26 protein-coding genes and 1 pseudogene are annotated in these 25,596 nt (G+C 67.3%); 13 read left to right on the top strand and 14 right to left on the bottom strand.

What is annotated here, in order from left to right:
• Positions 1 to 214: 214 nt before the first annotated feature.
• Positions 215 to 694, top strand: coding sequence for a DinB family protein (locus AB0L70_RS35030; RefSeq protein ID WP_363691107.1), 480 nt, complete (start codon positions 215 to 217; stop codon positions 692 to 694).
• 36 nt (positions 695 to 730) lie between these two features.
• On the opposite strand, the pseudogene AB0L70_RS35025 reads toward AB0L70_RS35030, so the two are convergent.
• A pseudogene (locus AB0L70_RS35025) lies at positions 731 to 1,911 on the bottom strand (Nramp family divalent metal transporter).
• Between the two features lie 380 nt (positions 1,912 to 2,291).
• On the opposite strand from AB0L70_RS35025, the gene AB0L70_RS35020 reads away from it, so the two are divergent.
• Positions 2,292 to 2,525: a twin-arginine translocase TatA/TatE family subunit gene (locus AB0L70_RS35020; RefSeq protein WP_363691106.1), complete on the top strand. Its 234-nt coding sequence runs from the start codon at positions 2,292 to 2,294 to the stop codon at positions 2,523 to 2,525.
• 139 nt (positions 2,526 to 2,664) lie between these two features.
• On the opposite strand, the gene AB0L70_RS35015 is transcribed toward AB0L70_RS35020, so the two are convergent.
• From AB0L70_RS35015 to AB0L70_RS35000, 4 genes are all read right to left on the bottom strand, one after another.
• Positions 2,665 to 4,104 carry a DUF1501 domain-containing protein gene (locus AB0L70_RS35015; RefSeq protein WP_363691105.1) on the bottom strand — a complete coding sequence of 480 codons (1,440 nt, stop codon included), beginning with the start codon at positions 4,102 to 4,104 and terminating at the stop codon, positions 2,665 to 2,667.
• Positions 4,105 to 4,158: 54 nt separating this feature from the next.
• A complete protein-coding gene (locus tag AB0L70_RS35010; protein ID WP_363691104.1) occupies positions 4,159 to 6,006 on the bottom strand; it encodes a DUF1800 family protein in 1,848 nt (615 codons plus the stop codon).
• Between the two features lie 169 nt (positions 6,007 to 6,175).
• A complete protein-coding gene (locus tag AB0L70_RS35005) occupies positions 6,176 to 6,658 on the bottom strand; it encodes a sigma factor-like helix-turn-helix DNA-binding protein (RefSeq protein ID WP_363691103.1) in 483 nt (160 codons plus the stop codon).
• Positions 6,658 to 7,440, bottom strand: a complete 783-nt coding sequence (locus AB0L70_RS35000) for an AfsR/SARP family transcriptional regulator (RefSeq protein WP_363691102.1) — start codon at positions 7,438 to 7,440, stop codon at positions 6,658 to 6,660. Before AB0L70_RS35000 ends, AB0L70_RS35005 begins: the two co-directional genes overlap by 1 nt.
• 225 nt (positions 7,441 to 7,665) lie before the next feature.
• Between AB0L70_RS35000 and AB0L70_RS34995 the strand changes: the two genes are divergently transcribed.
• On the top strand, positions 7,666 to 8,007 hold the full coding sequence (locus AB0L70_RS34995) for a hypothetical protein (RefSeq protein WP_363691101.1): 342 nt from the start codon (positions 7,666 to 7,668) through the stop codon (positions 8,005 to 8,007).
• Between the two features lie 24 nt (positions 8,008 to 8,031).
• Here AB0L70_RS34995 and AB0L70_RS34990 read toward each other — a convergent pair whose 3' ends face one another.
• Together AB0L70_RS34990 and AB0L70_RS34985 are read right to left on the bottom strand one after the other, a co-directional pair.
• Entirely contained in the window at positions 8,032 to 8,406 is a 375-nt protein-coding gene (locus tag AB0L70_RS34990; protein ID WP_363691100.1) for a VOC family protein, read from the bottom strand.
• Between the two features lie 93 nt (positions 8,407 to 8,499).
• On the bottom strand, positions 8,500 to 9,354 hold the full coding sequence (locus tag AB0L70_RS34985; RefSeq protein ID WP_363691099.1) for an AraC family transcriptional regulator: 855 nt from the start codon (positions 9,352 to 9,354) through the stop codon (positions 8,500 to 8,502).
• A 103-nt stretch (positions 9,355 to 9,457) separates the two neighbouring features.
• Between AB0L70_RS34985 and AB0L70_RS34980 the strand changes: the two genes are divergently transcribed.
• The 7 genes from AB0L70_RS34980 to AB0L70_RS34950 are packed head-to-tail and all read left to right on the top strand — an operon-like array spanning position 9,458 to position 16,241.
• A complete protein-coding gene (locus tag AB0L70_RS34980) occupies positions 9,458 to 10,216 on the top strand; it encodes a phytanoyl-CoA dioxygenase family protein (RefSeq protein ID WP_363691098.1) in 759 nt (252 codons plus the stop codon).
• On the top strand, positions 10,210 to 10,788 hold the full coding sequence (locus tag AB0L70_RS34975; protein WP_363691097.1) for a GDSL-type esterase/lipase family protein: 579 nt from the start codon (positions 10,210 to 10,212) through the stop codon (positions 10,786 to 10,788). Before AB0L70_RS34980 ends, AB0L70_RS34975 begins: the two co-directional genes overlap by 7 nt.
• On the top strand, positions 10,785 to 12,008 hold the full coding sequence (locus tag AB0L70_RS34970) for a trehalase family glycosidase (protein ID WP_363691096.1): 1,224 nt from the start codon (positions 10,785 to 10,787) through the stop codon (positions 12,006 to 12,008). Before AB0L70_RS34975 ends, AB0L70_RS34970 begins: the two co-directional genes overlap by 4 nt.
• Positions 12,005 to 13,249, top strand: a complete 1,245-nt coding sequence (locus tag AB0L70_RS34965) for an extracellular solute-binding protein (RefSeq protein WP_363691094.1) — start codon at positions 12,005 to 12,007, stop codon at positions 13,247 to 13,249. Before AB0L70_RS34970 ends, AB0L70_RS34965 begins: the two co-directional genes overlap by 4 nt.
• A 4-nt stretch (positions 13,250 to 13,253) precedes the next feature.
• The gene (locus AB0L70_RS34960) at positions 13,254 to 14,150 is read left to right on the top strand and encodes a sugar ABC transporter permease (RefSeq protein ID WP_363691093.1); all 897 of its coding nucleotides are present in this window, start codon (positions 13,254 to 13,256) and stop codon (positions 14,148 to 14,150) included.
• Positions 14,147 to 14,980, top strand: coding sequence for a carbohydrate ABC transporter permease (locus tag AB0L70_RS34955; protein ID WP_363691092.1), 834 nt, complete (start codon positions 14,147 to 14,149; stop codon positions 14,978 to 14,980). The genes AB0L70_RS34960 and AB0L70_RS34955 overlap by 4 nt, the downstream gene beginning before the upstream one ends.
• 19 nt (positions 14,981 to 14,999) lie before the next feature.
• On the top strand, positions 15,000 to 16,241 hold the full coding sequence (locus AB0L70_RS34950; RefSeq protein WP_363691091.1) for a hypothetical protein: 1,242 nt from the start codon (positions 15,000 to 15,002) through the stop codon (positions 16,239 to 16,241).
• Here the strand turns inward: AB0L70_RS34950 and AB0L70_RS34945 are convergent.
• Positions 16,227 to 16,649, bottom strand: a complete 423-nt coding sequence (locus AB0L70_RS34945; protein ID WP_363691090.1) for a PPOX class F420-dependent oxidoreductase — start codon at positions 16,647 to 16,649, stop codon at positions 16,227 to 16,229. The genes AB0L70_RS34950 and AB0L70_RS34945 overlap by 15 nt on opposite strands.
• A gap of 178 nt (positions 16,650 to 16,827) precedes the next feature.
• Between AB0L70_RS34945 and AB0L70_RS34940 the strand changes: the two genes are divergently transcribed.
• Positions 16,828 to 17,889 (top strand): hypothetical protein, encoded by a 1,062-nt coding sequence (locus AB0L70_RS34940; protein WP_363691089.1) that lies wholly within the window; start codon positions 16,828 to 16,830, stop codon positions 17,887 to 17,889.
• Between the two features lie 20 nt (positions 17,890 to 17,909).
• On the opposite strand, the gene AB0L70_RS34935 is transcribed toward AB0L70_RS34940, so the two are convergent.
• The 5 genes from AB0L70_RS34935 to AB0L70_RS34915 are packed head-to-tail and all read right to left on the bottom strand — an operon-like array spanning position 17,910 to position 23,223.
• On the bottom strand, positions 17,910 to 18,263 hold the full coding sequence (locus AB0L70_RS34935) for an STAS domain-containing protein (RefSeq protein WP_363691088.1): 354 nt from the start codon (positions 18,261 to 18,263) through the stop codon (positions 17,910 to 17,912).
• Positions 18,260 to 19,018: a GAF and ANTAR domain-containing protein gene (locus tag AB0L70_RS34930; RefSeq protein WP_363691087.1), complete on the bottom strand. Its 759-nt coding sequence runs from the start codon at positions 19,016 to 19,018 to the stop codon at positions 18,260 to 18,262. Before AB0L70_RS34930 ends, AB0L70_RS34935 begins: the two co-directional genes overlap by 4 nt.
• Before the next feature lie 53 nt (positions 19,019 to 19,071).
• Entirely contained in the window at positions 19,072 to 20,280 is a 1,209-nt protein-coding gene (locus AB0L70_RS34925) for a SpoIIE family protein phosphatase (protein ID WP_363691086.1), read from the bottom strand.
• Positions 20,277 to 21,080 (bottom strand): alpha/beta hydrolase, encoded by an 804-nt coding sequence (locus AB0L70_RS34920; protein WP_363691085.1) that lies wholly within the window; start codon positions 21,078 to 21,080, stop codon positions 20,277 to 20,279. The genes AB0L70_RS34925 and AB0L70_RS34920 overlap by 4 nt, the downstream gene beginning before the upstream one ends.
• A 52-nt stretch (positions 21,081 to 21,132) precedes the next feature.
• On the bottom strand, positions 21,133 to 23,223 hold the full coding sequence (locus AB0L70_RS34915) for a catalase (RefSeq protein ID WP_363691084.1): 2,091 nt from the start codon (positions 23,221 to 23,223) through the stop codon (positions 21,133 to 21,135).
• Positions 23,224 to 23,328: 105 nt separating this feature from the next.
• Between AB0L70_RS34915 and AB0L70_RS34910 the strand changes: the two genes are divergently transcribed.
• Together AB0L70_RS34910 and AB0L70_RS34905 are read left to right on the top strand one after the other, a co-directional pair.
• Positions 23,329 to 24,585: a protein kinase gene (locus tag AB0L70_RS34910; RefSeq protein WP_363691083.1), complete on the top strand. Its 1,257-nt coding sequence runs from the start codon at positions 23,329 to 23,331 to the stop codon at positions 24,583 to 24,585.
• A gap of 99 nt (positions 24,586 to 24,684) precedes the next feature.
• A complete protein-coding gene (locus tag AB0L70_RS34905) occupies positions 24,685 to 24,954 on the top strand; it encodes a GlsB/YeaQ/YmgE family stress response membrane protein (protein WP_363691082.1) in 270 nt (89 codons plus the stop codon).
• A 68-nt stretch (positions 24,955 to 25,022) separates the two neighbouring features.
• Here the strand turns inward: AB0L70_RS34905 and AB0L70_RS34900 are convergent, their stop codons facing one another.
• Entirely contained in the window at positions 25,023 to 25,547 is a 525-nt protein-coding gene (locus AB0L70_RS34900; RefSeq protein ID WP_363691165.1) for an NAD(P)H-dependent oxidoreductase, read from the bottom strand.
• Positions 25,548 to 25,596: the final 49 nt, after the last annotated feature.

Genomic DNA, 25,596 nt, shown 5'->3' with positions numbered 1-25,596 from the left:
GGACAGGAGTGCTGAACCAGCAGTGGGATCCGCGCTCGGAGGGGCTGTCAGAGTGAAGAAGCGCGCGACGGAAGATGCAAGCGGCAAGTGAAGATCTTCTCCCTGTGCCTGCTGAGGTGCTTGGGGGGTGGACTGGTTAACTGGCGCGGACTCGTGGAGCAAGAGTTGTGAGACTGGATTGGCGGCTCGCCGTGGGCGGCGTGATTGGAGATTGATGGGTTCGTTCGATGTGCTGGTGGATGACGAACGTACGCAGCTTGAAGCGTTTGTCGAGGAGTATCGCTGCGCCATTGAGGCGACTCTCGACGGTCTTTCCGAGGAACAGGTGCGACGCCGACTCGTCTCGTCGGCGACGACCTTGCTCGGGCTACTCAAGCACGTGACGTGGATGCAGAGGGTGTGGTTCGAGGAGTGTGTTGGCGGCAGGTCGCGCCGAGCGCTTGGCCTGGTGCAGAGTCCGGATGAGTCTTTCCGGGTCACGGCCGACGACACTGCTGCTTCGGTCACGGCAGCCCACCAGGAGGCTTGTGCCACGGCCCGGGCGGCGGTTGCTGATCTGCCGCTGGATGCAGTGGTGACGGGCCACCGGCGTGGACCGCGCACGCTTCGTTGGGTGTACCTGCAAGTCTTGCGGGAGCTGGCCCAGCATTGCGGACACGCCGACATCCTGCGCGAACAGCTTCTTGCCGAGTGACTTCTGAAACCCACTGAGAGCTGACGTTGTCGCTGATCAGCCGCGGACGGTTAGGACTATCAGTACGACGTTCAGGGTGGTGACGGCTGTGGCTACTAGACAGGCGGCGATTGTGGTGACGGTGCGGTTGACCTGGGCACCCATTACTCGGCGGGATGCGGTGAGCTTGACCAATGGCCAGAGGGCGCAGGGGATGCCGAAGCTCAGGACGACTTGGGAGATGACGAGGGCGCGGGTCGGTCGATGCCGATGGCAAGTACGGCGAGAGCCGGCAGGAGGGTGATCAGTCGCCGGGCGAGGACGGGGACCTTGCGGCGGAGGAATCCGTCGAGGATGACGGAGCCGGCGTACGTGCCGACTGACGAGGAGGCGAATCCGCTGGCCAGCAACGCCAGCGCGAACAGCAGTGCGGGCGCCTGGCCGAGCCGATCGCCGATCGCGGCGTGTGCGTCGCTGAGGGACTCGGTGCCGCTGCCGGTCAAGGCTGCCGCGGCGACGACCACCATCGCGAGGTTTACGGCACCAGCCAGTGCCATCGCGACCGCGACGTCGATCCGGGTCGCTTTGAGAACGCGCTCGCGTCCGCCTGATGTGCGCAAGGTCTTCGCGTGCCGGTCGGTGATGAGAGCGCCGTGCAGCCAGATCGCGTGCGGCATCACGGTTGCTCCGAGCATCCCGGCCGCGAGGACCAGGGACTCGGTGCCGTCCAGCCGGGGGACCAGGCCGCCGACCACACTCGTTGCCTTGGGCGCCGCTTCGATCGTCGATACGACGAATCCGGCCAGTACGACGGCCAGCAGGCCGATGATCGCGGTCTCGAACGGTCGCTGACCCCGGCGCGATTGGTACAACAGCAAACCGAACGACACCACACCGGTGATCACTCCGCCGGCGAGCAGCGGAATGCTGAACAGGAGGTTCAGCGCGATCGCACCGCCGACGACCTCGGCGAGGTCGGTGGCCAGGGCAACCACTTCGGCCTGACCCCACAAGCCGAGCACGGTCGGACGGCGGAAGTGATCGCGGCACAGCTGTGGAAGGCTGCGACCGGTCGCGATGCTCGCCTTGGCCGCCAGGTACTGCACCAGGACCGCGAGCAGATTCGCGCCGACGACGACCCAGCACAGTAGGTACCCGTAGGTCGCGCCGGCGGCGATGTTCGTCGCGAAGTTGCCTGGATCAACGTACGCGACCGCTGCCACGAAGGCCGGCCCCAGCAACAGGAGTCCTGACCGGTTCAGTCCTCGTCGCAGCGGTGCGGGCGCATACATACAGTCGGCCTTCCGGTCGGAAACCTCTCAGACCCGATTCGGAGAGCTCCGCCCGATGGATGTGCCCGAGTTGCGGGCGACCCAGCTTGCCGAGCGAGTGGGGTCATGTCGTACTCGGCAAGCCGGGTGCTTGACCCTGATCCTCGCGATGACCAGGGCCGATCTGGGCGGAAATGCGTCCTGGGGTCGGTAGACCCTTCGGAGCCCTCGCCCGACCGGATGGGTCCGAGTCGGCAGCTTCGGCGTGTTCGAGATTCGTACCGATCCTGTGGCCGCGTGGCTCCGAAGTACCTTTGCGGATCTGCTGTCCAGGAGCTGGAGACGTCATGCTGGCACTTCTAGGTATGCCGCAGGGTGCGGAGTGGCTCGTCATTCTCGCCATCGTGGTGCTGCTGTTCGGATCGGCGAAGTTGCCGGCGTTGGTGCGCCAACTCGGCAAGTCGAAGAAGATCTGGGAAGACGAGGTCGGCCCACACCTCAAGAAGCCGGGGCTTGGCGAGACGCCCACCGGCGAGCGCGCGCAAACATCGGCAGAGGCCGAGCCGCGGCACCGCAGCTAGCCATCTGTGTGTTCGACATCGGAGTTCCCGAGCTACTGGTCTGAGGCCCCGACGTACAGGACCTCGATCCGCGGATCTTCATCCGCAAACATCTCGTCGAACCAACGGATGACGAGGCGACCTGACGGCGCAGGACCTGTCAGGCCATGATGCCTAGGGCCTGTGGTTTCCAGGCGGGGAAGACCTTGCTGAGTTGGGTGGGGGACAGGCCGAGGGTTCGGTTGGTTATCTCGGAGAGGACGTTGCGGTAGTCGTTGGTGCCGGGGACGTCGCCCTGGTCCAGTACGGCGGGTGCGAGTCCCTCCCAGGCTCCGTGGACCCCGCGCTTTACGCCGCCGCCGAGCACGAGGGCCAGTCCGCCGTGGCCGTGGTCGGCGCCGCTGTTCGCGTTCTGCTCGACTCGTCGGCCGAACTCGCTCATCGTCACGACTGTCGTCTTGTCCATGGCCGGGCCGAGGTCCTTCGCGAACGCGGCCAGGGCCGCGGCGACCTCGCCCAGCCCCCGCATCATGTCGCCCTGGTCGACGGTGCCGATGCCGGTGTGCATGTCCCAGCCGCCGACATCGACCGTCGCCACCCGTACGCCGGCTTTGTTCTTGATCAGGGTCGCGATCGACGCCAGCGCCTTGCCGAAGTCGTTCTCGGGGTAGCCGCGCGTGTTTGCCGGCGGTTCGACCGCGCTCAGCTTCTCGGCCTGGGCCGAGGCCTCCAGCGCACTCATCCCGGGTGCAGCCAACGGGTGGTCGAGCCCGGTGTAGAGCGCCCGGAGGGCTTGCAGCGTCTGCGGTGCGACCCCGTCCATTCCCCGGACCGCAGTGTCCTTCAACGCAGTCATCATCAGCGGGTTGGCAGGACCGAGCATCGACCGCGGGGTCTGGTGACCGAGTCCGACGCCGCGGAACGTCGTACCAGGACCGAGTTGTTCCAGAACCCGGTCGAGCCAGCCGGTCTGGACGCTGGACGAGCTGGAACCGCCGCGCTCCAAGCACTCCTGGGCCTGGAAGTGACTGCGTGAGAGGTCCGGCGTCGACACTGCGGGTACGGCGGCCAGCCGCCCGGCGTCGAGCAGTGGCTTCAGCGGCGCCAGCGACGGGTGCAGTCCGAAGCCACGATCGAACGGGATCAGCGAACCCGCGCGAACCGCGATGCCTGGCCGGGCCTTCAACAGGTTCGGGTCCTCGGTCGGCACGAGCACGGACAGCCCGTCCAGCCCGCCCCGCAGGAAGATGACGAGCAGCGTCCCGTCGGTCGCAGCCTCACCGGACGCGAGCGACACCCGGGCCGTGATCAGCTGGCCCGCCAGTGCGGCGACTCCGAGGCCGAGACCGCCGGCCAGGGCACGGCGGCGGGTGAACCCGAAGCTCCACCGCGCCGCCCGGTCGCTCGCATCGGCGGTAACCGCGGCGGCATGCGCGCGGATCGCGGCATCGGCGTACGTCGGTCCGAGCCGGCGCCAGTCGGGACAGTCGGGGTGCAGTGTCGACAGGGTCTCGGCCGGGATCGACTCGGCTGGGATCGACTCGTCCGCGGACGGACGAGACGACGGTGTGTCGGGATGATCAGGCGTGTTGGTGCTCACGATGACGTACTCCAGCGGGTGGGGTGGGGACGAGCTTCAAGAACGAGGTGGTGCTCAGCGCACCAGGAAGGCGGGGGAGTCGAGAACGAGAGCGATGACATGGCCTGCCTGCCACTGCATCTTGTTGGTGTCGACCCGGCTGGACTGCCGGGCCTGGACGAAGGCTTGCAGGGCACCGCGGTGCCGGCTGTCGAGCCGCTGGCCGACCAGCCGCTTACCGAGCCGGTCGAACCAGGCCTGATAGGTGTCCGAGCTGCGCGGCTGCAGGTCCTGAGGCAACTTGTCGTGCTTCAGGCCCTTCCACCATCCATGGGCGAGCGCGCGGTGCACACTCCACCGCTGCAGCATCTGCCCGGCCGACAGCCAGGCGCCGGTCACGTCGGGGTAGCCGTTCGGCGGCGCCCAGGCCAGCGGTGCGTGGCCGAGCCCGTTGAGCTGCCAGTACAGGTTCTGCAGGCCCTCTTTGGTGTCGGCGGTGAACGGCAGGTCGAGCACACGAGCGGTGCCGACCACGTCCTCGAGCGGTCGCTTGGTCCGCAGCCCGAACGAGTTCCAGAACTCCTTGCTGCGGAACAACGCCACCAGCACCGGCAGAATCGCGGTCTTGTTGGCCGTGTACACCTTGGCCAGCGACGAGACCAACGCCTGCGACGGGGTGTCGCTGACGAACCGGACCGCGAGCTTGCGCGCGATCGTCGCGGCCGTGGCGGGGTGGTGAGCCAGATAGTCGAGATAGCGATCGCCCAGTGCGAGTCCTCCGGACGCACTGGTGTTGGAGGCGGAGAACTTGAGGACGTTGACTCGCCCGGGGCGGTGGCGAGCAGCGTCGTACTTGAAGTTCCCGTTGTCGTCGGCGCCGCGGCCGCTGAGGATGTACGCGCTCGCGCGGACGTCCTTCTCGGTGTAGCCGGAGGCGACGCCGACGGTGTGCAGCTCGAGGAGTTCCCGTCCGAGGTTCTCGTTGACGCTCTCGCGGGTGGACTGGTCGTTGTCGAGGAACCGCAGCATCGCCGGATGCCGCATCGCGGCCTTGAGCATGTCCGAGAACTTGCCGAAGGCATGCTTGCGGATGACCTGGGTGGCGTACTGCGGGGCTACGTCCCAGCCGCGGTCCGACGGCGTGGCGACGTTGAGGTGGTTGGAGAACAAGTCGACCACGACTTCGAACAGCTGTCGCCGCCCGTAGATCTGGCGGCCCAGGGTGGCGAACCCGGTCTGGAACATGGCATCCCATGCGTACTGCTTGACCCCGCTGTGGATCGCGGACGACGACGCACCGGCCAAGGGGAACGCCCCCCAGGCCTGGTTGCCGGACGGGTCGGCGGCGGTCGGCGAGAGCTGCTGGGTGAGCCATTTGTCGATCCCGAGCCGGTCGAGCTCGGCCACATCGCTCGGTCGGGCCCCGAACGTGACCCGGTTGAGCAGATGCCGTTTGGCCTGCGCGGTCGTCAGCTTGCCGGCCTTCGCTACAAGCACGCCCTGAGTCGTCCGGCCGGCCTGGGCCGCCGCTGCGAAGCTCGGGTACGAACCCTGTGCGCTGGGCTTGCGCGGCTTGTCCGTCGCCGTGTAGCTCGCGTCCCGATCCGACTTCGACGCGACCTTCGCGGGTTGCTGCACAGCACTGATCCGCTGTCCGGCCGGCTTCGGACGTGGTGCCGGCTTGGCCGCCGTTCCACCTCCCGCACGGCTCGGAGCCAACGCCTCGGCAGTCAGATCGGGCCGCGTCAGTACGTCGGCAACGACACCACCCGCGGCCACGGTCGAGGCGGCGGCGATGCCAAGCATCGTCCGCCGGTTGGACCTGGCCGGACGCGAGCTGTGCCGGGCCGGTCCGGAAGAAGAGGTCGACGCGGGCGCATCAGAGTTGGCGGGTGGGGGTGGTGCCTGGTCCTGAGAATCCACGGATTTCTCCCGAGCGTGGCCTACATGCGGCCCGGTCCCCGTGACCTGCTCACCGAGTCGAACTCCTGACGCGTGTGACTATGCCGTACCGCTCCTGAACTGTTACCAGTCCGAGACCTCTTTGTTTACAGAAACAACACACTCGGGTCGGGAACCTGAAGGTCGTTCATCAGCGTTTGGCGCGGGCCGGCAGTAGAGGGAGTAGCCGGGCTCGACCGCGGGCGCAGCGATGGCGCACGGTGATTGGTGTGCAGCCCAGGATGGTGGCGGCCTGCTCGGGTGAGTAGCCCTGCATGTCGACCAGGACGAGAGCGATGCGCTGCTCCGGGGCGAGGTGCTGAAGGGCTTCCAGGATGTCCGAGCGGCGTTCGCGGGCCTGACGACGGGTGATTCGGGCGAGGCACGCGTCGACCACTGTCTTGTGCAGCCAGATGATCACGTCGGCGTCGGCACAGCTTCGAGGAGTGCGCCGGACGATCGAGGCGAAGGCGTCTTGCAGTGCGGCGGCGGCCTCGTCGTGCTCGCCGAGGATGCGGATCGCGACCGTCCACATCCGGTCCTGGTGCCGCCGGAGCAGTACGCCGAGAGCGTTCGGATCGCTGATCCCGTGCAGCCGGATCAGCTCCGCGTCGGAGGATCGGTGAAGGTTCATCAGCCGGCGTCCCTGGTGCAGTCGTGCTCGCAGCACGCCGTACGGACCGAGTTGGACAGGATGGACCAGTGCAGCGATCTCAGCGCCGGGCCGGGTTCGATCCCGAGCTCCTCAATCAGGACGTTCCGCGTACGGCGATAGACGTCGAGCGCTGAGGACGGTCGGCCGTCCAAGTACCAGGCGAGCATGAGTTGGGCCGCGACATGCTCGTCGAGCGGGTCCTGGGTGGCGAGCTCGACGAGTTCGGTGAGCGCGTCGTTGAGACGCCCCAGCCGCATGATGAGGTCGATTCGTTCGCGCTGGATTTGGCGGCGCAGTTCGCAGAGCTTGCGCCGCTGTGACTCGAGATACCGGCCCGACAGACCACCCAGCGGCTCGCCCTGGAAGAGGTCGAGAGCCGACGCGAAGCAGTCGGTCGCGCCCCTCAGATCGCCGGCGAACCGGGCACGCCTGCCGTCTCCGAGAAGGGCGGCCAGTTGTCCGGTATCCGTCTGGTTGTCGACCAGGGTGAGCAGGTATCCGTGCGGCGAAGTCCGGAGCATTTCAGGATGGGGAAGGAGAGCTCGAATCCGATAGATGTACGAGGCAACTACCTTCACACCGGTCTGCGGTGGATCGTCGTCCCAGGCAGCGGCGAGCAGTTCGTCACTGGTGAATTCGCGGTTGGCGTTCAGGGCCAGGACAGCCAGAACGCCTTGCTGGCGGGCCGGACCGAGGTCGAGCAGACGTTCACCGCACCACGCCCTCGGTGGCCGGAGGAACTCGAATCTGATCTCGGCCATTCCCTTCACCCCTCTTGGTCGGACGCGGAAAGTGCTACCGAACTCACCTACTGTCGTCGGTCATCCATCGACACGTCCCGATCCCGGGATCGGATCAACGCAACTTCAGATGTTCGGATACCGGGCGTCACGACTCTCGCCAAGATGCGGGCGAACGCGCCGGCTCTGGGTCTTTCCTGACCGCGTACCTCGGGCCATGATGAGGTCGGGCGGAAGGAACGTTTGATGGCCAGCTTGGCGAGCTTCACGACGGTGTTTGTCACCGCGGTCCAGGTGAATGGGATGGATGACGACCCGAGGGGTATCACCGCCGTCCGGTGGGACAGCGGGGACCGCTGGCCGGAGGAGTCGTCCGTCGCGGATTTCGTCCGGTGGCTGGATCGCGGGGGAGCCCGGGCGTACGTTCTGGACGCCGATGGCGGCCGGGGGGCGCGGATCCGCGTTCACCATGACGGACGGCTGCGGCACCTGCGCACTGCGGAGGGGGATCCAGCGCTCGACGCGCTGCTGACCCTGCCGCGATGGCAGGGCCACGGCGCAAGGAAGAAGCACATGAGCCGCGGCTAGCGGTTCGTACGACGCCAGGGTCGATCAGGTGCTGGCGTGCTGGCCGACGACGAGGAGGTTGCCGTCGGGGTCCTCGGCGCGGGCCTCGCGTTCGCCCCACGGCTGGTCGGCCGGCTCTTGGGTGATCCGTCCGCCGGCCTTGCGGATCCCTTCCACGGCCGCATCGCAGTCATCGACGTACAGCCAGAGTGAGATCGCCGGGGTGCCGGTGGCTCGGGTGTACGCCGGGTCGTGGCCGAGGCCGAGCGAGGCCTGGCCGAAGCGCAGGCTGACGTACGCCGGTGCACCCTCCGGCGGGAACTGGTACACCTGCTCGCCACCGAGAACCTCGGTGTAGAACGGCAACAGCCGCGGCAGGTCGGCACTGACCACGATGGGGAAGACGGTGTCGATCACCATTGCTGCACTCCTCGGTCGAAACGAATCCTTCGTCAACTCTGACGAACGAGACTCGCACAGATCGACAGCCGGTCAGATCCCGCTCACCATCGGCTAGCGGGAGGTGCTGGCGGCCGGGCGTTGGCCGGAGACGGTGGAGACCACCCGGTAGTGGCGAGGGGTCGCCTTGAAGCGGTCGTTGAACAGTCGGTAGAAGTGGCTGAGTGACGGGAAGCCGCAGTCCATGGCGACCGAGGCGATCGGACGGTCCGTCATCCGCAACTGGGACGCGGCCCGGTCCAGCCGGAGCTGATTGATCAGCGCCGTCGCCGTCTGCCCAGTGCCTGCCTGGATCACTCGGTTGACGTGCTCGCGGCTGCGGCCCGCAACCCTCGCCAGTCCCGTCACGCCTTCGGTCAGCGCAACCGGGTCATCGGCGATCCGGGTGATGGCCTCGGTCAGCCAGGTGGGCAGGCTGGTGCCGCCCTGCCGGCCGATGAGATCGCAGAACAGTTCGAGCAGGAATCGCTCGAGTGGGAGGCGGCCCGCGGGGCCGGCGACGAGAACCGAGGTGAGCTCGGTCAGTCGCTGCAACTGGACGCTGTCGAGCCGGTGTGTGACAGGCAGGCCGCCGTCGGACCAGGCCCAGCCGGCGGTGTCGAAGTACCGGGTCTCGAGCGCCCTCAGCGTCTCGCTCGGGAACGAGACGCTCACCTGCGAGAACTTCCGGCCGGGGACCTTCCGGAAGAGGTGGACGTCATCGGGCCGGATGAAGACCAGGTCGCCCGCCTCGAGCAGCCGGCTCGTGCCCCCCACGACATGCAGGAGGCCGCCGTACTCGATCCAGGTCAGCTCGGCGAAGTCGTCGTGCGTGTGCAGCCGGCCGACGAACCGGACGGACTCCGTCCGGCGGCCGATGTAGTACGTGTCGCCCGGCGAGACGTAGTCCTGGAGCCGCAGCACGGTCACGTCAGTGTCACTGGAGAGCAATTTTCGGTCCTTCAGCAGGAAGAAGCGTCACATTCGAGCATATAGCGTCGATTGCGGGAACACTTTCCGGAAGGAGACCGGGATGGACGCGACGACCAGGCAGTACGCCGATGACGGCTACGTCGTCGTACCGGGCGTGATCGACGCCGGCGTCATCGAGGCGGCGAACGCGCACGTCGACTGGTTGCTGGCGCGCCATCCGGAACTCACGCCGGAGCAGCTCGGTCACCGGCTGGCCCGCGACGATCCGTTCTGGATCCGGCTCGTGTCCGACCACCGCCTGCTCGATCTGGCCCAGCTGTTCGTCGGACCGGACATCGCCCTGTTCGCCACCCACTACCTGTGCAAGCCGCCACGGGACGGCAAGGGCGTCGAGTGGCATCAGGACGGCGCCTTCTGGCCGCTGGAGCCGATGAAGGTCGTCACGCTCTGGCTCGCACTCACCGACTCCGATCCGGGCAACGGATGCCTGCGCGTCCTGCCTGGGTCGCACCGAACGAAGCTGGAGAAGACGAGGCAGACCGACCCCGACACCGTGCTGCGCAGCCGGATCGATGCCGACGTCGACGAGACCGAGGCCGTGGATCTGGTGATGCGACCGGGAGACGTCGAGGTGCACCACCCGAACATCGTGCACAGCTCGCAACCGAACCGGTCGGACCGCTGGCGAAGGGCCTTGACGATCCGCTACATCCCGACCAGTACGCGGATCACCAGGCCCGACGAGGCGTCCGCGTTCCACCTCCGTGGCGAGATTGTGCCGGGGATCAACACCTATCTCGAGCCGCCTCCCTTTCGTGCCGGCCATCACTTTCCCTCTGCGCAGGGCGTCGCGTGCTGAGCGCTTATGGGCATTCGTGGGTGTATGGGACCGGGGCACGACGGCACAGCGAAGGCTTCGTGGAGCTGGCCGCGCGGGAGCTCGGGGTCCGGCTGAACAACCAGGCGGAAAGTGGGAGCCTGAGCACGGAGACGGCGCGGCTCGTCATCGCCCAGCCACCCGCGCCGGCGGACGTGTTCGTGCTGATGACCGGCTTCAACGACGCCCGCTTGCAAGGGCCCGCGCCGGCCGGACAGCGCCAGTACGAAGAGTCTTTGGAGATCGTCTTCCACGCGTTGGCCAAGGCCGGTCCCGAGGCGCTGGTGCTGGCGATCGAGCAGCCGTATATCGAGGACTACTCGGGCCACCCGCCGTACGACCAGGGGTCGAACGCGATCGTCGACGGGTACAACGCGATCCTGCGGTCGACCGTGGAGCGCTTTCCGTTCGCTCGGACGGTGGTCGTCGACGGCTGGGACGCAGCCACGATGCTTGCCAAGGACAACGTTCATCCGAACGACCGTGGGCATGCCGTGCTGGCGCGGTCACTGGTCGGAGCAGTGCGCAGTACCGGGAGAGGCGACGTTCGATGACAGACACACACGAGCTCGAGGCCGAGGTCCGGCAGCTGCTCGAGAACCACTGGGACGACGCCCGTGGGTACTGCGTCCCGAACCCCACGACCTACCCGCACCTGTGGTTGTGGGACTCGTGTTTCCACGCGATCATCTGGGCGCACCTCGGCGACGCCCGCGCCCTGCGCGAACTCGATGCCACCCTGGCGGGTCAGCTGCCCAGCGGCCTCGTCCCGCACATGCGGTACGGCGGTCAACGTGCCGACTCGTGGTTGGGTCCACTCGAGCAGACGTCCTCGCTGACCCAACCACCGATGTTCGGTCACGCGGCGAAGGTCCTGGCCGAGCACGGATTCGAGCCGTCGGCGCAGACGCTGGACCGGGCCCGGCGTGGACTCGACTGGCTGTGGCGGACCCGCCGTACGGACGATGGCCTCATCTACATCGTGCACCCGTGGGAAGGCGGCAACGACCACAGCCCGCGCTGGGACGACTTCGGCGCTCCCGGGCGTACGCCGGACAACTACAGCCGGCCGGCCCGGACCGCCTGGAACAAGGAACGGGTCCACGACATCACCTTCGCCGAGGACGGTGGCGCCGAGTGGTCGTCGTCCTTCGTGGTCTGCCCGGCCGCCTTCAACGCGTACGTCGCGTTGAACCTGGCCGAACTCGCCGAGCTGCTCGACGACGCCGAAATGGCCGCGAGAGCAGAACAGTTGAGCGAGGCGATCGACGTCCACCTGTGGGACGAGGACGAGCAGCTCTGGTCCGATCGTCCTGTCGTCGGGGGAGGACCATCGTCCCGGATCCCGACGAGTGACGGTGTCATGCCGGCGCTGGTGACCAGGGACCGCGGTAAGGCCCTCGCGGCGTTGCGTCAGCTCGACGACCCCGATCGGTTCGGTGCACCGTACGGTCCGGCGAACGTTGCCCGGAGCAACCCGGCGTACGACCCGCAGACGTACTGGCGCGGCCCGGCCTGGCCGCCGCTGAACTACCTGTTCTGGCTGGCGGCTCGCCGATGGGAGCTCGACGGCGCCGCGGAACGCCTTGCTACTCAGTCGATCGACGGTGCTCTGCAGAGCGGGTGGGCCGAGTACTGGAACCCCGAGAACGGAGCCGGCCTCGGTGCCGCACCACAGACCTGGACCGGTCTCGTGCTCGCCCTGCGTGATTCGACGATACTTGCCCAAGGCATCGGTCACGCGTCCCCCAGTGAAGGAGTGATCAGACGATGAAAGCGCGGACAATCATGGCGGTGGTGGGGATCGTGCTGGCCACGGCCCTGGCCGCGACCGGCTGCGGCGGCGGCTCGAACGACGCCGGCGCCACCACCGGCGAGCTCGCCTTCGCCCACAACAAGCCGTGGAAGTTCGACACGTTCTCCAAGGTTTCCCAGCAGGACATCGGCATCAGCCTGAAGAGCACGCAGTACTCCGGCGATCCCTACCGCGCCTTCATCCGGCAGTCCTTCCGGACCAAGGAGAGCCCGGGCCTGTTCACCTGGGAGGTCAGTACGGCGCTCGACGAGCTCGCGGAACAAGGCGTGATCGCGGAGACCACGGACCTGTGGAAAGAGGCCGTCGACAAGGGGTACGTGACGGATGCGGTCCGCCAGCTGTACACGGTGAACGGCAAGCAGTACTGCACGCCGATCAGCGTCGACGACTGGGTGATGTTCTACAACAAGGCGATCTTCACCAAGTACGGCCTCAAACCTCCGACCACCTGGGACGGGCTGATGCAGGTGGCGGCCGTCCTGAAACAGCACGGGGTGACACCGTTCTGGAACCAGACGAAGAACTTCTCGTTCGTGTGGTTCCAGACCCTGCTCGCCGGCACCGATCTGCAGCTGTACAACGATCTGTCCACCGGCAAGGCGAAGTACACCGACCCGCGCGTGGTCGCGGTCATGAACAGCTGGCTCGACCTGCAGAAGAAGGGGTACTTCAACGATCCCGGCCAGACCGACTTCGCCCGCGACCTGATGCGCGAGGGCAAGATCGCGATGGCGCCTGAAGGCACCTGGTTCACCGCCGACGCCGCTCTGGCCGGCATGACCATGGGCAAGGACGTCGACATGTTCGTGATCCCGGCGGTCAAGCCGGGCGCGGCCACGGCGATCGCGCTCGAAACCGCACCGGTCTGCGTCGGAGAGAGCTCGAAGCAGAAGAGCCTCGGCCTGAAGTACTCCCAGTGGTGGATGTCGCCGCAGGGCCAGGAGCCGTGGGTGAAGCAGCAGGGCAACATGCCGTTCAACACCGACGCCGAGCCGCCGACCCCGCAGATGAAGACGCTGAAGACGACGCTTGCCACCGGCAAGTACGAGTACTACAACCGGTACTTCGAGGCGACGCCGGTGCCGATCCGCACGGTCGCCCTCGAGCAGTTCAGCGCGTTCCTGACCAACCGCGGCGACCCGATGCCGTACCTGAAGGCGATCCAGGCCGCGGCCGACGAGTACTGGGCCGGGCGATAGCCAGGTGAAACGGTCGGGCGCAACGTCGTACCAGGGCCAGGCTCGGGGCTTCCTCCTCCCGAGCCTTGCCCTGGTGCTCCTGGTCTTCTATCTGCCGGTGCTGTACACGTTCTACCTGAGCTTCACGAAGTACAACGGCCTCGGTACGCCGCAACTCGTCGGCCTCCACAACTTCGCGGAGATGTTCTCCGACACCGCGTTCCTGGGTGCCCTGAAGAACACGACGATCTGGGTGGTCGGGACCCTGGTGCTCCCGGTCGGCCTCGGTCTGTTCGTGGCGGTGCTGGCGTACGGGTTCCGGGGGAGTGGCTGGCTCCGGCTGCCGTTCCTCGTGCCGTACGCGCTGTCGGGCGTAGCCGTCGGCGTGATCTGGAGCTTCATGCTCGGATCCGGCGGGGCGCTCACCCAGGCCCTGCAGTTCCTCAACCTGCCGGGCACCGAACTGCGCTGGCTGCAGGACTCACCGCTGAACACGATCGTCATGGTGATCGCCGCGGCCTGGCAGGGCGTCGGCGTGAACGCGCTGCTGTTCACCGTCGGCCTGCAGTCGATCCCGAAGGAACCACTGGAGGCGGCCCGGATCGACGGCGCCACCGGGCTTCGGCTGTTCCGCCACATCACCTGGCCACTGCTGCGGCCGTCGACGACTGTGGTCGTCGGCCTGTCGATCGTCAACGGTCTGAAGACGTTCGACATCGTCCAGGCGATGACGCAGGGCGGACCGGCGCGGTCGTCGGAAACGCTCGCCCTGACCATGTACCGCGACACCTTCGTGAACAGTGACTACGGACTCGGGTCGGCGGTGGCGATCTTCCTCAGCATCGTGACGGTCGGCGCCTCGATCATCTACCTGCGCCGGCAACTCAGCCTGAGCAGCAACAGCCTCGGAGGTGGCAAGTGACGCCATCACGGACCGGGATCGCCGTCCGCGTGACAGTGCTGGCGCTGCTGGGCGCCGTGTGGCTCGTGCCCGTCTACCTGCTACTCGCCAATGCCGGGAAGACGGTCCAGAACTACTCCGGATCCACGTTGTGGCGGCCCGGCTCACTGGGCGATCTGTGGGACAACCTCAGCTCGGTGGCCACCGGGACGGACATCCCCCGCGCGCTGGCGAACACGGCCGTGTACAGCGTGATCTCGCCGGCAATCGCCGTCGTCCTCGGCGCGACCGTGGGCTTCGCGGTCATCGTGCTCAAGCTGCGGCACGGGTTCCTGTGGTTCTTCGTCATCTACTGCGGCTCGGTGTTCCCGCTGCAGATGCTGGTGATCCCGTTGTTCGACAGCTACTCGCGGCTCGGCCTGTACGACTCGGTGCCCGGGATGGTGCTGATCTACTCCATCGTCTGCCTGCCGTTCTCGGCGTTCGTGATGCGCAACTTCTTCGCCGGCATCGCGGAGTCGGTCTTCGAGGCCGCGGTCGTCGACGGGGCGAAGCCGATCCGGATCTTCACCCGCATCTACCTGCCGATGTCGTCCAGCGCGCTGGCCGTGGTCTTCATCCTGCAGGCGACCTGGGTCTGGAACGATCTCCTGCTCGGCCTGATCCTGACCCAGAGCGACACCACTCGCCCGGTCATGCCCGTTCTCACCGGCCTGCAGTCGACCGAGGGAGGCGGCGCCAGCTACACCGTGGTCCTCGCGGCGGCGATCCTCGTATCGTTGCCGACGGCCCTGTTGTTCCTGGTGTCGCAGCGCTATTTCGCCAGGGGCCTGGCACTCGGCCAGTACTGACCGCACCTCGAGGAGTCCGATGAGAGCCGACGCAGCCGCCGTACTCGACCAGAACTGGACCGGCCGGTCGACGGTCCCGTCGCGATCGCTCTACCCGCACCAGTGGAGCTGGGACTCGGCGTTCATCGCCATCGGACTGCGCCACGTGTCGGTCGAGCGGGCGCGGACCGAACTCGAGTCACTCCTACAGGCCCAATGGGCGGACGGCCGGATTCCGCACATCGCGTTCTCACCCGATGTCCCGCGCGACGCCTATTTCCCCGGACCGGATTTCTGGCAGGCCCGGTCGGCCGGCGGCACCGAGACCTCCGGGATCGTCCAGCCGCCGATCCATGCGCTGGCCGCGTGGCTCACCTATCAGGCCGACCCGGCTGATCAGGGATTCCTCGAGCGGGTCTATCCGGGTCTGGTGGCGTGGCACGGGTACCTGCGCGACCGCCGTACGCTCGGCGACGCCGGGCTGGTCGCGATCGTGCACCCGTGGGAGTCCGGGATGGACAACAGCCCCGCGTGGGACTCGCCGCTGGCCCGGGTCACGCCGGCGCCGGCCGGGTCGTTCGTCCGGCGCGACACCGATCACGCCGCGGCCGGCGACCGCCCCACCGATCTGGACTACGGGCGGTACGTCGAGCTCGCGGCGACGTACCGCGATCACGGCTACGACGACCGGGAGACGCCGCACGCCTTCGCGGTCGAGGACCCGTGTTTCAACGCACTGCTGATCTGTTCCGAACATGCGCTCGCCGACATCGCTGTGACGCTCGGCCAGGATCCGGCACCCCATCGCCAGTACGCAGCCGAGCTCACCGACGCCCTGATCGAGCGGCTCTTCACCGACGGAATCTTCCGGGCCCGGGACCTCCGCGCCGGCGACCTCATCCCCGCCGACACCGTGGCCGGCCTGATCCCACTCGCGGTACCCGGCCTGCCGGTCGCCGACGAACTCCTCGCCACCGCCGTCGGCCCGCGCTTCCGCCTCGGTGAAGCACGGCTCGTGCCCAGCTACGACCTGACCGCCGACGACGTCGATCCCGATCGCTACTGGCGCGGCCCGAGCTGGTTCAACACCGCCTGGCTGATCCACCGCGGCCTCGTCCAGCTGAAGCAGACGTCGTACGCCGACGCCCTGCGAGCCGACGTACTCACGCTGGCCCGGACGACCAACTTCGCCGAGTACCTCAACCCCTTCACCGGTGAACCCCATGGCGCGCAGTCCTTCAGCTGGACCGCTGCCCTCGCCCTCGATCTAGCCGAGGCCTGATCGGGCGATGACGTTGGTGATGCCGATGCGAACCGCGGTGAACCCTTGCTGTACGAACGTTTCGGCGAATTCGTCCGCGGGATGGGCAGGGTAGTAGCGCTCGGCGATGCCGGCTGCGATGCGTTTGATCTGTTCCGGCTCGGCGGACGTCCGTGCGTCTCCTTCGATCGCGACGAAGCCGTAGGGCTGCCGCTCATCGCTGACGCAGACCGCGACCCGCCCGTCCCGCGCCAGGACCTTGCCTTTGACGCTCCCGGGGGAGAGGGCGAAGGCGAGCTCGTCGCCGTCGAGGATGAAGCAGATCGGGGTGACATGGGGCCGGCCGTCGCCGCGAGTGAGGGCTATGTGCGCGAGCCTGGTCCCCTCGGTGACGAACGATCGCCATTCGTCGTCGGTCATCGTTGCCATTGCGCTGGTCCTTTCGTTCGATCGCGTGACCGACCCTAGGCGCGACAAGACATCGAGAAAAGCGATGGTTTCCGATCAAGCTGATCGCCCTGGGCGATTCTCTCTCGCCAGTGGGGTTTGCCGCTGCGGACTCGGGCAACAGGTTATGCGGGGACCTGACGTATCTGGAGGTTTGTTCGTGGCTATCGGTCGGCCGGCTCGCCCCCGTCGTCGGCTCGAGAGGACGAAACTGACCCGTACGGCGTTCTTGCGCGCGCCGGCTCTGGTTGCGGCCGTGCTGCTTCCGCTGGTCGGTTCCGGAGCACTCGAGGGCAGTCACGCGTGGTTGCCGTCCGTCAAGCAGGACGTGGCCCAGGTGGCCTCGACGGTCGCGACCGGCGTGAATGGCCTCGTCCGCAACGCGGCCGACGCCGCCGATCCAGGTCGCCGAAAGGCCGTTCATCTCGAGTCAGGCGCAGCCCGCACCTCCGCCAGGCTCGCTGACGCGTCGCCCGCAGATCGGGCGGATGTGCTCGCGGCCGCAGCCGCATCCGGTCCGCTGCAACGCCCGTACGTCCTCAAGGCGTTCGCGGCCGGGCACAGCGCCGACGAGGTAGTCAGGTTCGCGAGCTTGATTCGCGGCAAGAAGCCCACCTGGCTGCGGACGCATCTCAGCCTCGTCGACGCCGACCGGCACAGCCTGGTCACCTACCACGCTGCTCTGGTGCGGCAGGTCGACAACACGACCTGCGGGTCGACCGCGATCCTGATGTCACGGGCGATCGTCGATCCGATCTATGCGCTGTACCTGACGACCGGTGGGACCGATGACCCCATGGCGGCGCGAAACGGCCCGTTCGAGGCGCGTCTGGCCGCCGAGGAAGAGCGGATCCACGACTCGACGAACTCCCTCTGGCCGAAGAAGTTCGGTACGACGCCATCGGGCGTGAGCGCCGAGCTGAACCGCAATGCCAAGACGCTCGGCACGCGGTACCAGGCCCGGCTCGTCGAACACGGCCGCAGCCAGCCCCTCCGCGACGCCGTCGCGGCCGCCCGCTACAGCCAACCCGTGCCGGTGCTGATCGGCGACTGGCTACCCCGGCACTACGTCCTGCTGATCGGCGCGAGCCGAGGCGATCTCCTGTTCTACGAGCCGACCGCGGCCACGCTGGTGCGGCTCGACGTCCAGGACTTCCTGGCCGGCAAGGTGAAGGCACTGGGCTTTCCCCACGTCCAGGCCGTGATCACGCCGTCCCGCTGACGCCTGGCTCGGAGCGACCGTCAGGCGATTTCGTCTCCGGCCCGGGCGTGCGGGATCTCGTCGCGGATCAGGAGGAGGCGATGGAGCATCGTCAGGGTGATGGTCGAGTTGATCTGTGGCCGCAGGCGCGCCAGGTACAACACGCCGCCCGCCTTCTGCGCGAGATTGTGGAGCCGGACGAACGACCCGAGACCGCTCGAGTCGCAGAACGTCAGCTCGGCCAGGTCCAGGATCAGCGTGTGCCCTTCCTCGGCCAGCGGTACCGCGGTCGCCAGGAAGGCGGCCGTCGTACCGAAGTCCAGCTCGCCGGAGACGCTGATCACGACATCGGATCCGCGGTCGAGTACGGCGATGGTCAGGAGCTCGTCGGTCACCGCAGGTCCCCGAGCCGTCGCGTCTCGATCAGTTCCTGAGCGACATCGCGCAGCTTGGTGTTGGTCTGCTGTGAGTGGCGTTTGAGGATCTCGAAAGCACGGGTCTCGTCCAGGTCGAAGCGTTCCATCAGAATCCCCATCGCCTGTCCGACCAGCTTGCGGGCGTCGACCGCCGCATTCATCGTCTCGCCGTCCCGCTCCGCGGCTACGGCGATCGAGGCATGCCGCGCCAGGATGTGGGCGATCGCTTCGTCGTCGGTGCTGAAGCCGTTCGGCGCGGTGTTGAACAGGGACAGTACGCCGATCAGTTGCGCACCGGACCACATCGGCACGTGCAACGACGATCTGACCCGGTAGGGTCCCAGCCGCTGCGCCCAGGCCGGCCACCGCGTCTCGGCCGCTACATCCGGGACGTGTACGGCGATCCCTTCGCTGAGCGCGGTCATCAGCGGGCCTTCGCCGAGGTCGGACTGCAGCTGGTAGATCTCTTCGACGAGTGGATCCGTCACCGCCGCGATCTCGCGGCTTCCCCGCACGGTCAGAGTGACACCGGCGTACGAGCAGGCCTCCGCCTGGAGCGCGAACTGTACGACCGCCCCGACGGTCTCGTGCATCCCGTCCGCATCATGCAGTTCGAGCGCGAGGCGGGCGAAAGCGTCCGCTCCGAACGACTCCTGGTGGTCCACCCTGACCGGCGTTGTCGACGGGGCTACCCCCTCGCGCCGGACGTCGGCGAGCCCCACTGACTGATCCATGAGCACATGATGCATGCCCGCGACCCCGTTTGCGGGCGCGACGCAGAAATGGGTCATAGAGCGTTGCACGGGCGACTGGACGCTCCGAGCGCGAGCAAGGCGGTGTCGTCCGACAGCCGAGGTCCGAAGCCGGCCAGTACGTCGGAGAGTGCCTCGGCGAGTGCGTGCGGTGACGTTCCGGCGTACCGCGAAGCAAGCGTTTGCACAGCTGCCGCTCCGTAGCGATCCCGCTCGCCGTTGATCCGCGCTTCGGTCAATCCGTCGGTGTAGAGCAGCAACATGTCGCCCGGCTCGAGTACGACGTCGGTCTGCGGAAACTGTGAGGACGCCAGGATGCCGATCAGGGTGCCGTCCTGGCTGAGGAGGAACTCGCACCTGCCGTCGGCGCGAATCAGCAAGGGTGGCGGATGACCGCCGGAGGCGAAGCGAACAACTACCCGACCGGTGTCGAGGTCACTTCGCAGCGTTCCCGAGACGGCCGTGCAATAGCGCGGATCCCCGTCGACGTAGCGCTCGTGGAGTACGGCGTTGAGGGTGCCGAGCGCGGCCGCCGGATCATGCATCGCGGCAGCTCGCAAGGTGTAGCGGGCCACCGAGGTCACCGTGGCGGCGGCCGGACCCTTGCCACACACATCGCCGAGGAAGAAACCCCAGCGTTCGCCGTCGATCGCGAAGACGTCGTAGAAGTCGCCACCGAGCTCATCGGGCGAGGCGGCGTGGTAGTACGCGGCGGTCTCAACCCCCGGCACCTTCGGCAACGCGGCCGGCAGCAGCGCCTGCTGGAGGACGGCCAAAGCCTCCTGAAGCCGGGCACGATCCGCTTCCGCCTGACCTCGAGCCAGGTCGGCGGCCTTGCGCTCCCGCAGCAGTTCCGCCTCGTACGCACGCCGGATGTGAGCATCGAAGACCGTGCTCCGGATCAGCACGGGCCGGCCGGTGTCGTCGTGCTTGACGATCGAGGAGACCAGCACGGGCATCCGTTTGCCGGCGGCCGACTTGAGCTCGAGAGCGACTCCGCTGACCTCGCCTTCCATGCTGAGCAGGGGAGCGAAGTGGGTCTCGTGGTAGAGCTTGCCGCCGACCGTGAGCAGGTCGGCGAACCGCAGCCGGCCGACGACCATCTCCCGGGACAGGTCGAGCCAGCCGAGCAGCGTGCCGTTGATGGTGACGATCGTGCCGTCCATCGTCGTCGACAGCTGTCCACTCGGCCCGCTGTCGTACGCGTCCTCGATGCTGTCCACCCAGCCGACGCTCTCGGTCATTTCAGGCCTGCGAGGAACGCCACGATGGCTGCGTTGGTGGCGTCCGGAGCAGACAGGTGTGGGCAGTGGCCGGTCGCGTCCAGCGTGACGAGAGTCGATCCGGCGACGGCCGCGTGCACGTAAGCACCGACCTGCCGCGGCGCGATGATGTCCTCGGTCGATTCCAAAATCAGCGTCGGGACCCGGACCGTGGCCAGATCTTCCCGTGAGTCGGACAGGAACGTCGTACGAGCGAAGATCCGCGCCATCACCGGATCGGTCGCGCAGAAGCTGTTGGTCAGCTCCTCGCCAAGTTCGGGCCGATCCGGCGTCCCCATGATGGCCGGTGCCATCGCGGCCGACCAGCCGAGGTAGTTCGACTCCAGCGAGGCCAGCAGTTCGTCGATGTCCCCGGCGGTGAACCCGCCGTGATAGTCACCGTCCTCGAGATAGCACGGGGACGGAACGACCAGTACCAGCGCGCCGATGCGCTCCGGCGCCTGCTGTGCGGCCAGTACGCCGACCATGGCGCTGACCGAGTGCCCGACGAACACCACATCGGTCAGGTCGAGGGCGGCGCAGACCTCGGTCACGTCGTCGGCGTACCCCTGCAGGGACGAGTAGCGCGACTCGTCGAACGCGGCGGGATCCGATCGGCCGGAACCTACGTAGTCGAACAGCACCACTCGGTGATCAGGGACCAGAGCGGGAACGGTCAGCCGCCACATGTTCTGGTCGCACCCGAATCCGTGCGCCAGCATGACCGTCCGCCCCCGCGGATCACCTACGACATTGACGTTGCTCCTGCGCAAGATGTCCACAGGGCATCTTCGCAGGGATTGTGTCCGGATCCAGTCGTCCGGCGACGACCAGTCAGATCCGGTCCCAGGCCCGGTGCAGGCCGAGGGCGGCGAAGAGGTCGGCGGTGTAGGCCTTGGCGACCGTCTCGCCGAGGACGATTCCGGGCGCGGACGTGTCGATACCGGCTGCCGTGAGTACCTGGTCGCCGTCGCCCCAGGCGCCGATCACCTTGCAGTGCCGGAAGAGCTCTCCGAGCAGGACGGTCAGCTTGACGTCCACCAGGTCTGGGTTGCCTGAGGCAACTATCACCGCGTCGTACTCGATCGATCGAGTGGTCAGGAACGTCCGCTCGACCAGCTGCGTGGTGCGGCCGCGCTTGATCATTCCGCCGGATGGTGCCAGCACTCGCAGTACGGCGCCTTGGGCGGTGACAGCTCGCCGGAGTTTGGTGATGCCGGCCAGGTCGGCGCCATCGGCCGCGACTACTCCGATCACGCGACCGGTGATCGGACCGGGGGTGGTGACGATCTGGGACAGTGCGGGTGAGGGAACCGGATCGGCGACCGGGGTCCCAGCCGGTGCGGGCAGTCCGAGTCCGGCGGCGACCGCCGTACACAGGTCCGTGTCGACGTTCGCCAGTACGCCGAGCATCCGTTCGCGGATGGGCTGTTCGTAGCACTTGCTGAGCTCGAACGTGAACGCCTCGACGATGTGCGCGCGTTCGACCTGGGTCATGCTCGCCCAGAACAGCGCGGCCTGGGAGAAATGGTCCGAGAACGAGGCCGGGTTCGCCCGTACCTTAGGTCCGCTGACCTCGCGCGGCACGTGAACGAAGGCACCCTCGTCGACCTCGGCGGGAACGGGCTCGCCCTCCTTGCCGAGGCTGTTCGGCAGGTACGGCGCCACGCCGCGGTGTACCGCGGTCTGGTGCATCCCGTCGCGGAGGTTGTCGTTCACCCCGGCGTGCGGGCAGTTGATCGGCAGCTGGGTGAAGTTCGGACCGCCGAGGCGGGTCAGCTGGGTGTCGAGGTAGGAGAACATGCGGGCCTGCATCAGCGGGTCGTCGGTCACCTCGATCCCGGGCACCAGGTTTCCGGTGTGGAAGGCGACCTGCTCGGTCTCGGCGAAGTAGTTCGTCGGGTTCCGGTCCAGGGAGAGCTTGCCGACCAGCTGTACCTCACAGAGTTCCTCGGGCACGATCTTGGTCGGGTCGAGCAGATCGATACCCTCGAAGGTCTGGTCCTCGGAGTCGGGCATGATCTGCAGGCCCAACTCGAACTCGAGCGGCGCACCGGCGTCGATGCCGTCGGCAAGGTCGCGCCGGTGGAAGTCGGGATCGGTGCCGGCTGCGAGCTGGGCCTCCTCCCACACCAGCGAATGGATCCCGGCCACCGGCTTCCAGTGGAACTTGACCAGACACGTCTCGCCCCGGTCGTTCACGAGCCGGAAGGTGTGGACGCCGAAGCCCTCCATCGTGCGGTACGAGCGGGGGATGCCACGGTCGGACATCGCCCACATCACGTGGTGCGTCGCCTCGGTGTGCAGCGAGACGAAGTCCCAGAAGGTGTCGTGGGCGCTCTGGGCCTGCGGGATCTCACGGTCCGGGTGTGGCTTGCCGGCGTGGATGATGTCGGGGAACTTGATCCCGTCCTGGATGAAGAACACCGGCATGTTGTTGCCGACCAGGTCGAAGTTTCCTTCGTCGGTGTAGAACCTCGTCGCGAACCCACGGACGTCGCGGACAGTGTCCGCGGAACCCCGGGATCCGAGCACGGTGGAGAACCGGACGAAGACCGGAGTCTCCCGGCCGCGCTGCAAGAATCCGGCTTTCGTTGCCGCAGCCGCGTTTCCGTACGCCGTGAAGGTGCCGTGCGCGGCGGCCCCGCGGGCATGCACCACGCGCTCCGGGATCCGCTCGTGGTCGAAGTGGGTGATCTTCTCGCGCAGATGGAAGTCGTCCATCAGGCTGGGCCCACGAGGTCCGACCTTCAGCGAATGGTCGGTGTCGGGGAGCCGGAGTCCCTGCGCGGTGGTGAGGAGTGAACTGGTCTGCAGTCGGCCCTCGGCTGCTTCAACCGGCCGCTCCTCGGGCCGCTGTGCCGGCTCGGCCGGGGCTGCGCTCGATCCACGCGGAGCACGGGAAGCTTTGCGTTTCGGGGGCATGAGACTCCTCAGAACTGGTTCGGTGCCCTCCGGTACCCGCGCCCACGCCTTCGAACGGATCGCGCCGGGATGTCTGTGTTCGCTGCCGGCGGGTACCGAGGAACAGTGAGGCGAGTAGGGGAACTGATCGCGGGCCGGTACCGGGTCGTCGACGCCATCGGGCGGGGCGGGATGGGGGAGGTCTATCGAGCCACGGACGTGGTCCTGGGCCGCGAGGTGGCGGTCAAGGTGATGTTGCCGATCCCGGAGACGCTCGCCGCGGGGGAGCGCTTCCTGCGGGAAGCGCGTGCCGGTGCCCGGTTACGCCATCCACACGTGGTGGCGGTCTACGACTTCGGTGAGTACGGCGCGGCCCGCTACCTGGCCATGGAACTTGTTCGGGGCCGAACGGTCGGCGAGGAGCTTCGGCGACTCGGCCCGCTGCCGGCGGCACGAGCCCAAGACATCATCCGGCAGGCTGCCGCTGGGTTGGCGGCCGCGCACGCCGAAGGCATCGTCCATCGAGACATCAAGCCCGACAACCTGCTGCTGTCGAGCGAAGGCCTGGTGAAGGTCGCCGATTTCGGCATCGTCCGGCTGGCTCACGACGCCACCACGACGATGACCTCGTCGCAGCACATCGTCGGCACGAGTCATTTCCTGTCACCGGAGCGTGTACTGGGGAAGCCTGCGGAGTCCGCGTCCGACGTCTATGCCCTCGGCTGCGTGCTCTACCAGTTGATCACCGGACGTCCGCCGTTCGTGTCGGAGAATCCCGCCTCGGTCATGTTCCAGCACGTCCAGCACGAACCGACGCCACCGAGGGAGCTTCGGCCGGAGCTGTCCAGTGAGGTCGAGGCGCTGACTCTCTGGATGCTCACGAAGGACCCTGACCGGCGACCCACCGCAGTCGAGATCGCGAACGGCGTACGGCCACCTGTCGTCATGCTTCCCGAACCCGACCAGGCAACAACCACGGTGCTGCCGGTACGCCGGAAGTCCCTGCGGGCCGTGTTCACCGGGGTAGCCGCGCTTGCGGCTCTCGCGGGCTGGGCAACCGTTGGCGTCCTCTCCGGAGAGTCGGATCCGGAGCGCCCCACGACCTCCGACCTCGGTCCGAGCGCGCCGAAGAGCACCGCACCTCCCGTCCGTCCGAGTACGTCGACGTCGCCCACCACGACACCCGTCCGGACGGTTACCCGGCCGACGACGACCAAGCCCGAGGTGACGACCCGGCCTGCTCCGGCCAGATCGACGACGGCATCCCAGCTGCCCACACCAAAGACGGCATCCCAGCTGCCTACAGCAAAGCCTGACGGTCCGGGTAACTCGGAGAATCACCAGAAGCGAGGCCCGGTCAAGACGAAGAAACCCAAGCCCTGACGACGACCGAGGCATTCGCGGTTAGGCCGCTGTAGCTGGGGAACAGGTTGGCGGCTGCGGTTATATGACCGCCGCAAAAGTGGGAGAGGAAACGGAACAGTGGAGATCATCGGAGTCATCGTCGCCGGTATCATCATCGGGCTGCTCGGCAAGTTCGTAGCGCCCGGCGACAAGGACAACATCCCGATCTGGCTCACGATCCTGTGCGGGATCGGTGGAGTGATCATCGGATGGTTCGTCTACACCGCGTTCGGCGGTAACGGCAGCCCGGGCGTCGACTGGACGCGCTGGATCGTGGCGATCGTGGTCTCGGCCATCCTGGTCGTCATCGCATCCACGGTCACCGGCAGGAGCTCCGCACGGAGGTAACTGGACTGCGCAGCCCGAAGGCTGCAGATCGCGTCGGGGTGTCGGTCGACACCCCGACGCGCTGGTGTTCAGGAGGTTGCCGGGTATTGCTGGTCGCGTAGCAGCCGGGCGAGGTGGGCGGCGTTCGCAGCCGCGGTCTTCGTGGTGAGGCCGGTGGTGTCGGGCTTGGGTCCGGCGTCGTTGTAGTCCACCGAGCCCATCGCCTCGCCGACCCAGTACGTCGCTCCCGCCGCGGGGATCGTGAATCCGACGTCGTTCAACGCCTGGAAGACCTCGGCGCTGACGTGATGCGCACCGTCTTCGTTGCCCACGACACCAACCAGCGCGACCTTCCCGTACACGAGCGGCCGGCCCTGCTCGTCCTTCTCGGACAACTCCGCATCCAAGCGCTCGAGCACCATCTTGCACACGCTGGCCGGCTGTCCCATCCAGATCGGGGTGGCAACGATCAAGATGTCCGCGGCAAGGACCTTCTCCCGCAACGCGGGCCACTCGTCCCCGTCACCTTCGTCGACGCTGACCCCGAACCGGACATCGTGATCGGCCACTCGTACGACGTCACCCTCGACATTCGGGTACCGGAAGTTGCGCAGTCTGTGGGCGGCGCTACGGGATCACGATCGGTTGTTCGTCGATCTCGTC

The organism is Kribbella sp. NPDC051952 (assembly GCF_040680855.1).
Classification (GTDB): domain Bacteria; phylum Actinomycetota; class Actinomycetes; order Propionibacteriales; family Kribbellaceae; genus Kribbella.
The sequence above is the reverse complement of the archived record's forward strand: the minus strand, read 5'-3'. Positions and strand labels throughout refer to the sequence as shown.

What these genes read in the sequence shown, in the direction of transcription:
- AB0L70_RS34915 (WP_363691084.1), bottom strand. Translation starts at nt 23,223, where the DNA reads ATGCCCCCGAAACGCAAAGCTTCCCGTGCTCCGCGTGGATCGAGCGCA.
- AB0L70_RS34965 (WP_363691094.1), top strand. Translation starts at nt 12,005, where the DNA reads ATGAAAGCGCGGACAATCATGGCGGTGGTGGGGATCGTGCTGGCCACG.
- AB0L70_RS34990 (WP_363691100.1), bottom strand. Translation starts at nt 8,406, where the DNA reads ATGGTGATCGACACCGTCTTCCCCATCGTGGTCAGTGCCGACCTGCCG.
- AB0L70_RS35000 (WP_363691102.1), bottom strand. Translation starts at nt 7,440, where the DNA reads ATGGCCGAGATCAGATTCGAGTTCCTCCGGCCACCGAGGGCGTGGTGC.
- AB0L70_RS35030 (WP_363691107.1), top strand. Translation starts at nt 215, where the DNA reads ATGGGTTCGTTCGATGTGCTGGTGGATGACGAACGTACGCAGCTTGAA.
- AB0L70_RS34980 (WP_363691098.1), top strand. Translation starts at nt 9,458, where the DNA reads ATGGACGCGACGACCAGGCAGTACGCCGATGACGGCTACGTCGTCGTA.
- AB0L70_RS34950 (WP_363691091.1), top strand. Translation starts at nt 15,000, where the DNA reads ATGAGAGCCGACGCAGCCGCCGTACTCGACCAGAACTGGACCGGCCGG.
- AB0L70_RS34930 (WP_363691087.1), bottom strand. Translation starts at nt 19,018, where the DNA reads ATGGATCAGTCAGTGGGGCTCGCCGACGTCCGGCGCGAGGGGGTAGCC.
- AB0L70_RS35005 (WP_363691103.1), bottom strand. Translation starts at nt 6,658, where the DNA reads ATGAACCTTCACCGATCCTCCGACGCGGAGCTGATCCGGCTGCACGGG.
- AB0L70_RS34945 (WP_363691090.1), bottom strand. Translation starts at nt 16,649, where the DNA reads ATGGCAACGATGACCGACGACGAATGGCGATCGTTCGTCACCGAGGGG.
- AB0L70_RS34995 (WP_363691101.1), top strand. Translation starts at nt 7,666, where the DNA reads ATGGCCAGCTTGGCGAGCTTCACGACGGTGTTTGTCACCGCGGTCCAG.
- AB0L70_RS34925 (WP_363691086.1), bottom strand. Translation starts at nt 20,280, where the DNA reads ATGACCGAGAGCGTCGGCTGGGTGGACAGCATCGAGGACGCGTACGAC.
- AB0L70_RS35020 (WP_363691106.1), top strand. Translation starts at nt 2,292, where the DNA reads ATGCTGGCACTTCTAGGTATGCCGCAGGGTGCGGAGTGGCTCGTCATT.
- AB0L70_RS34970 (WP_363691096.1), top strand. Translation starts at nt 10,785, where the DNA reads ATGACAGACACACACGAGCTCGAGGCCGAGGTCCGGCAGCTGCTCGAG.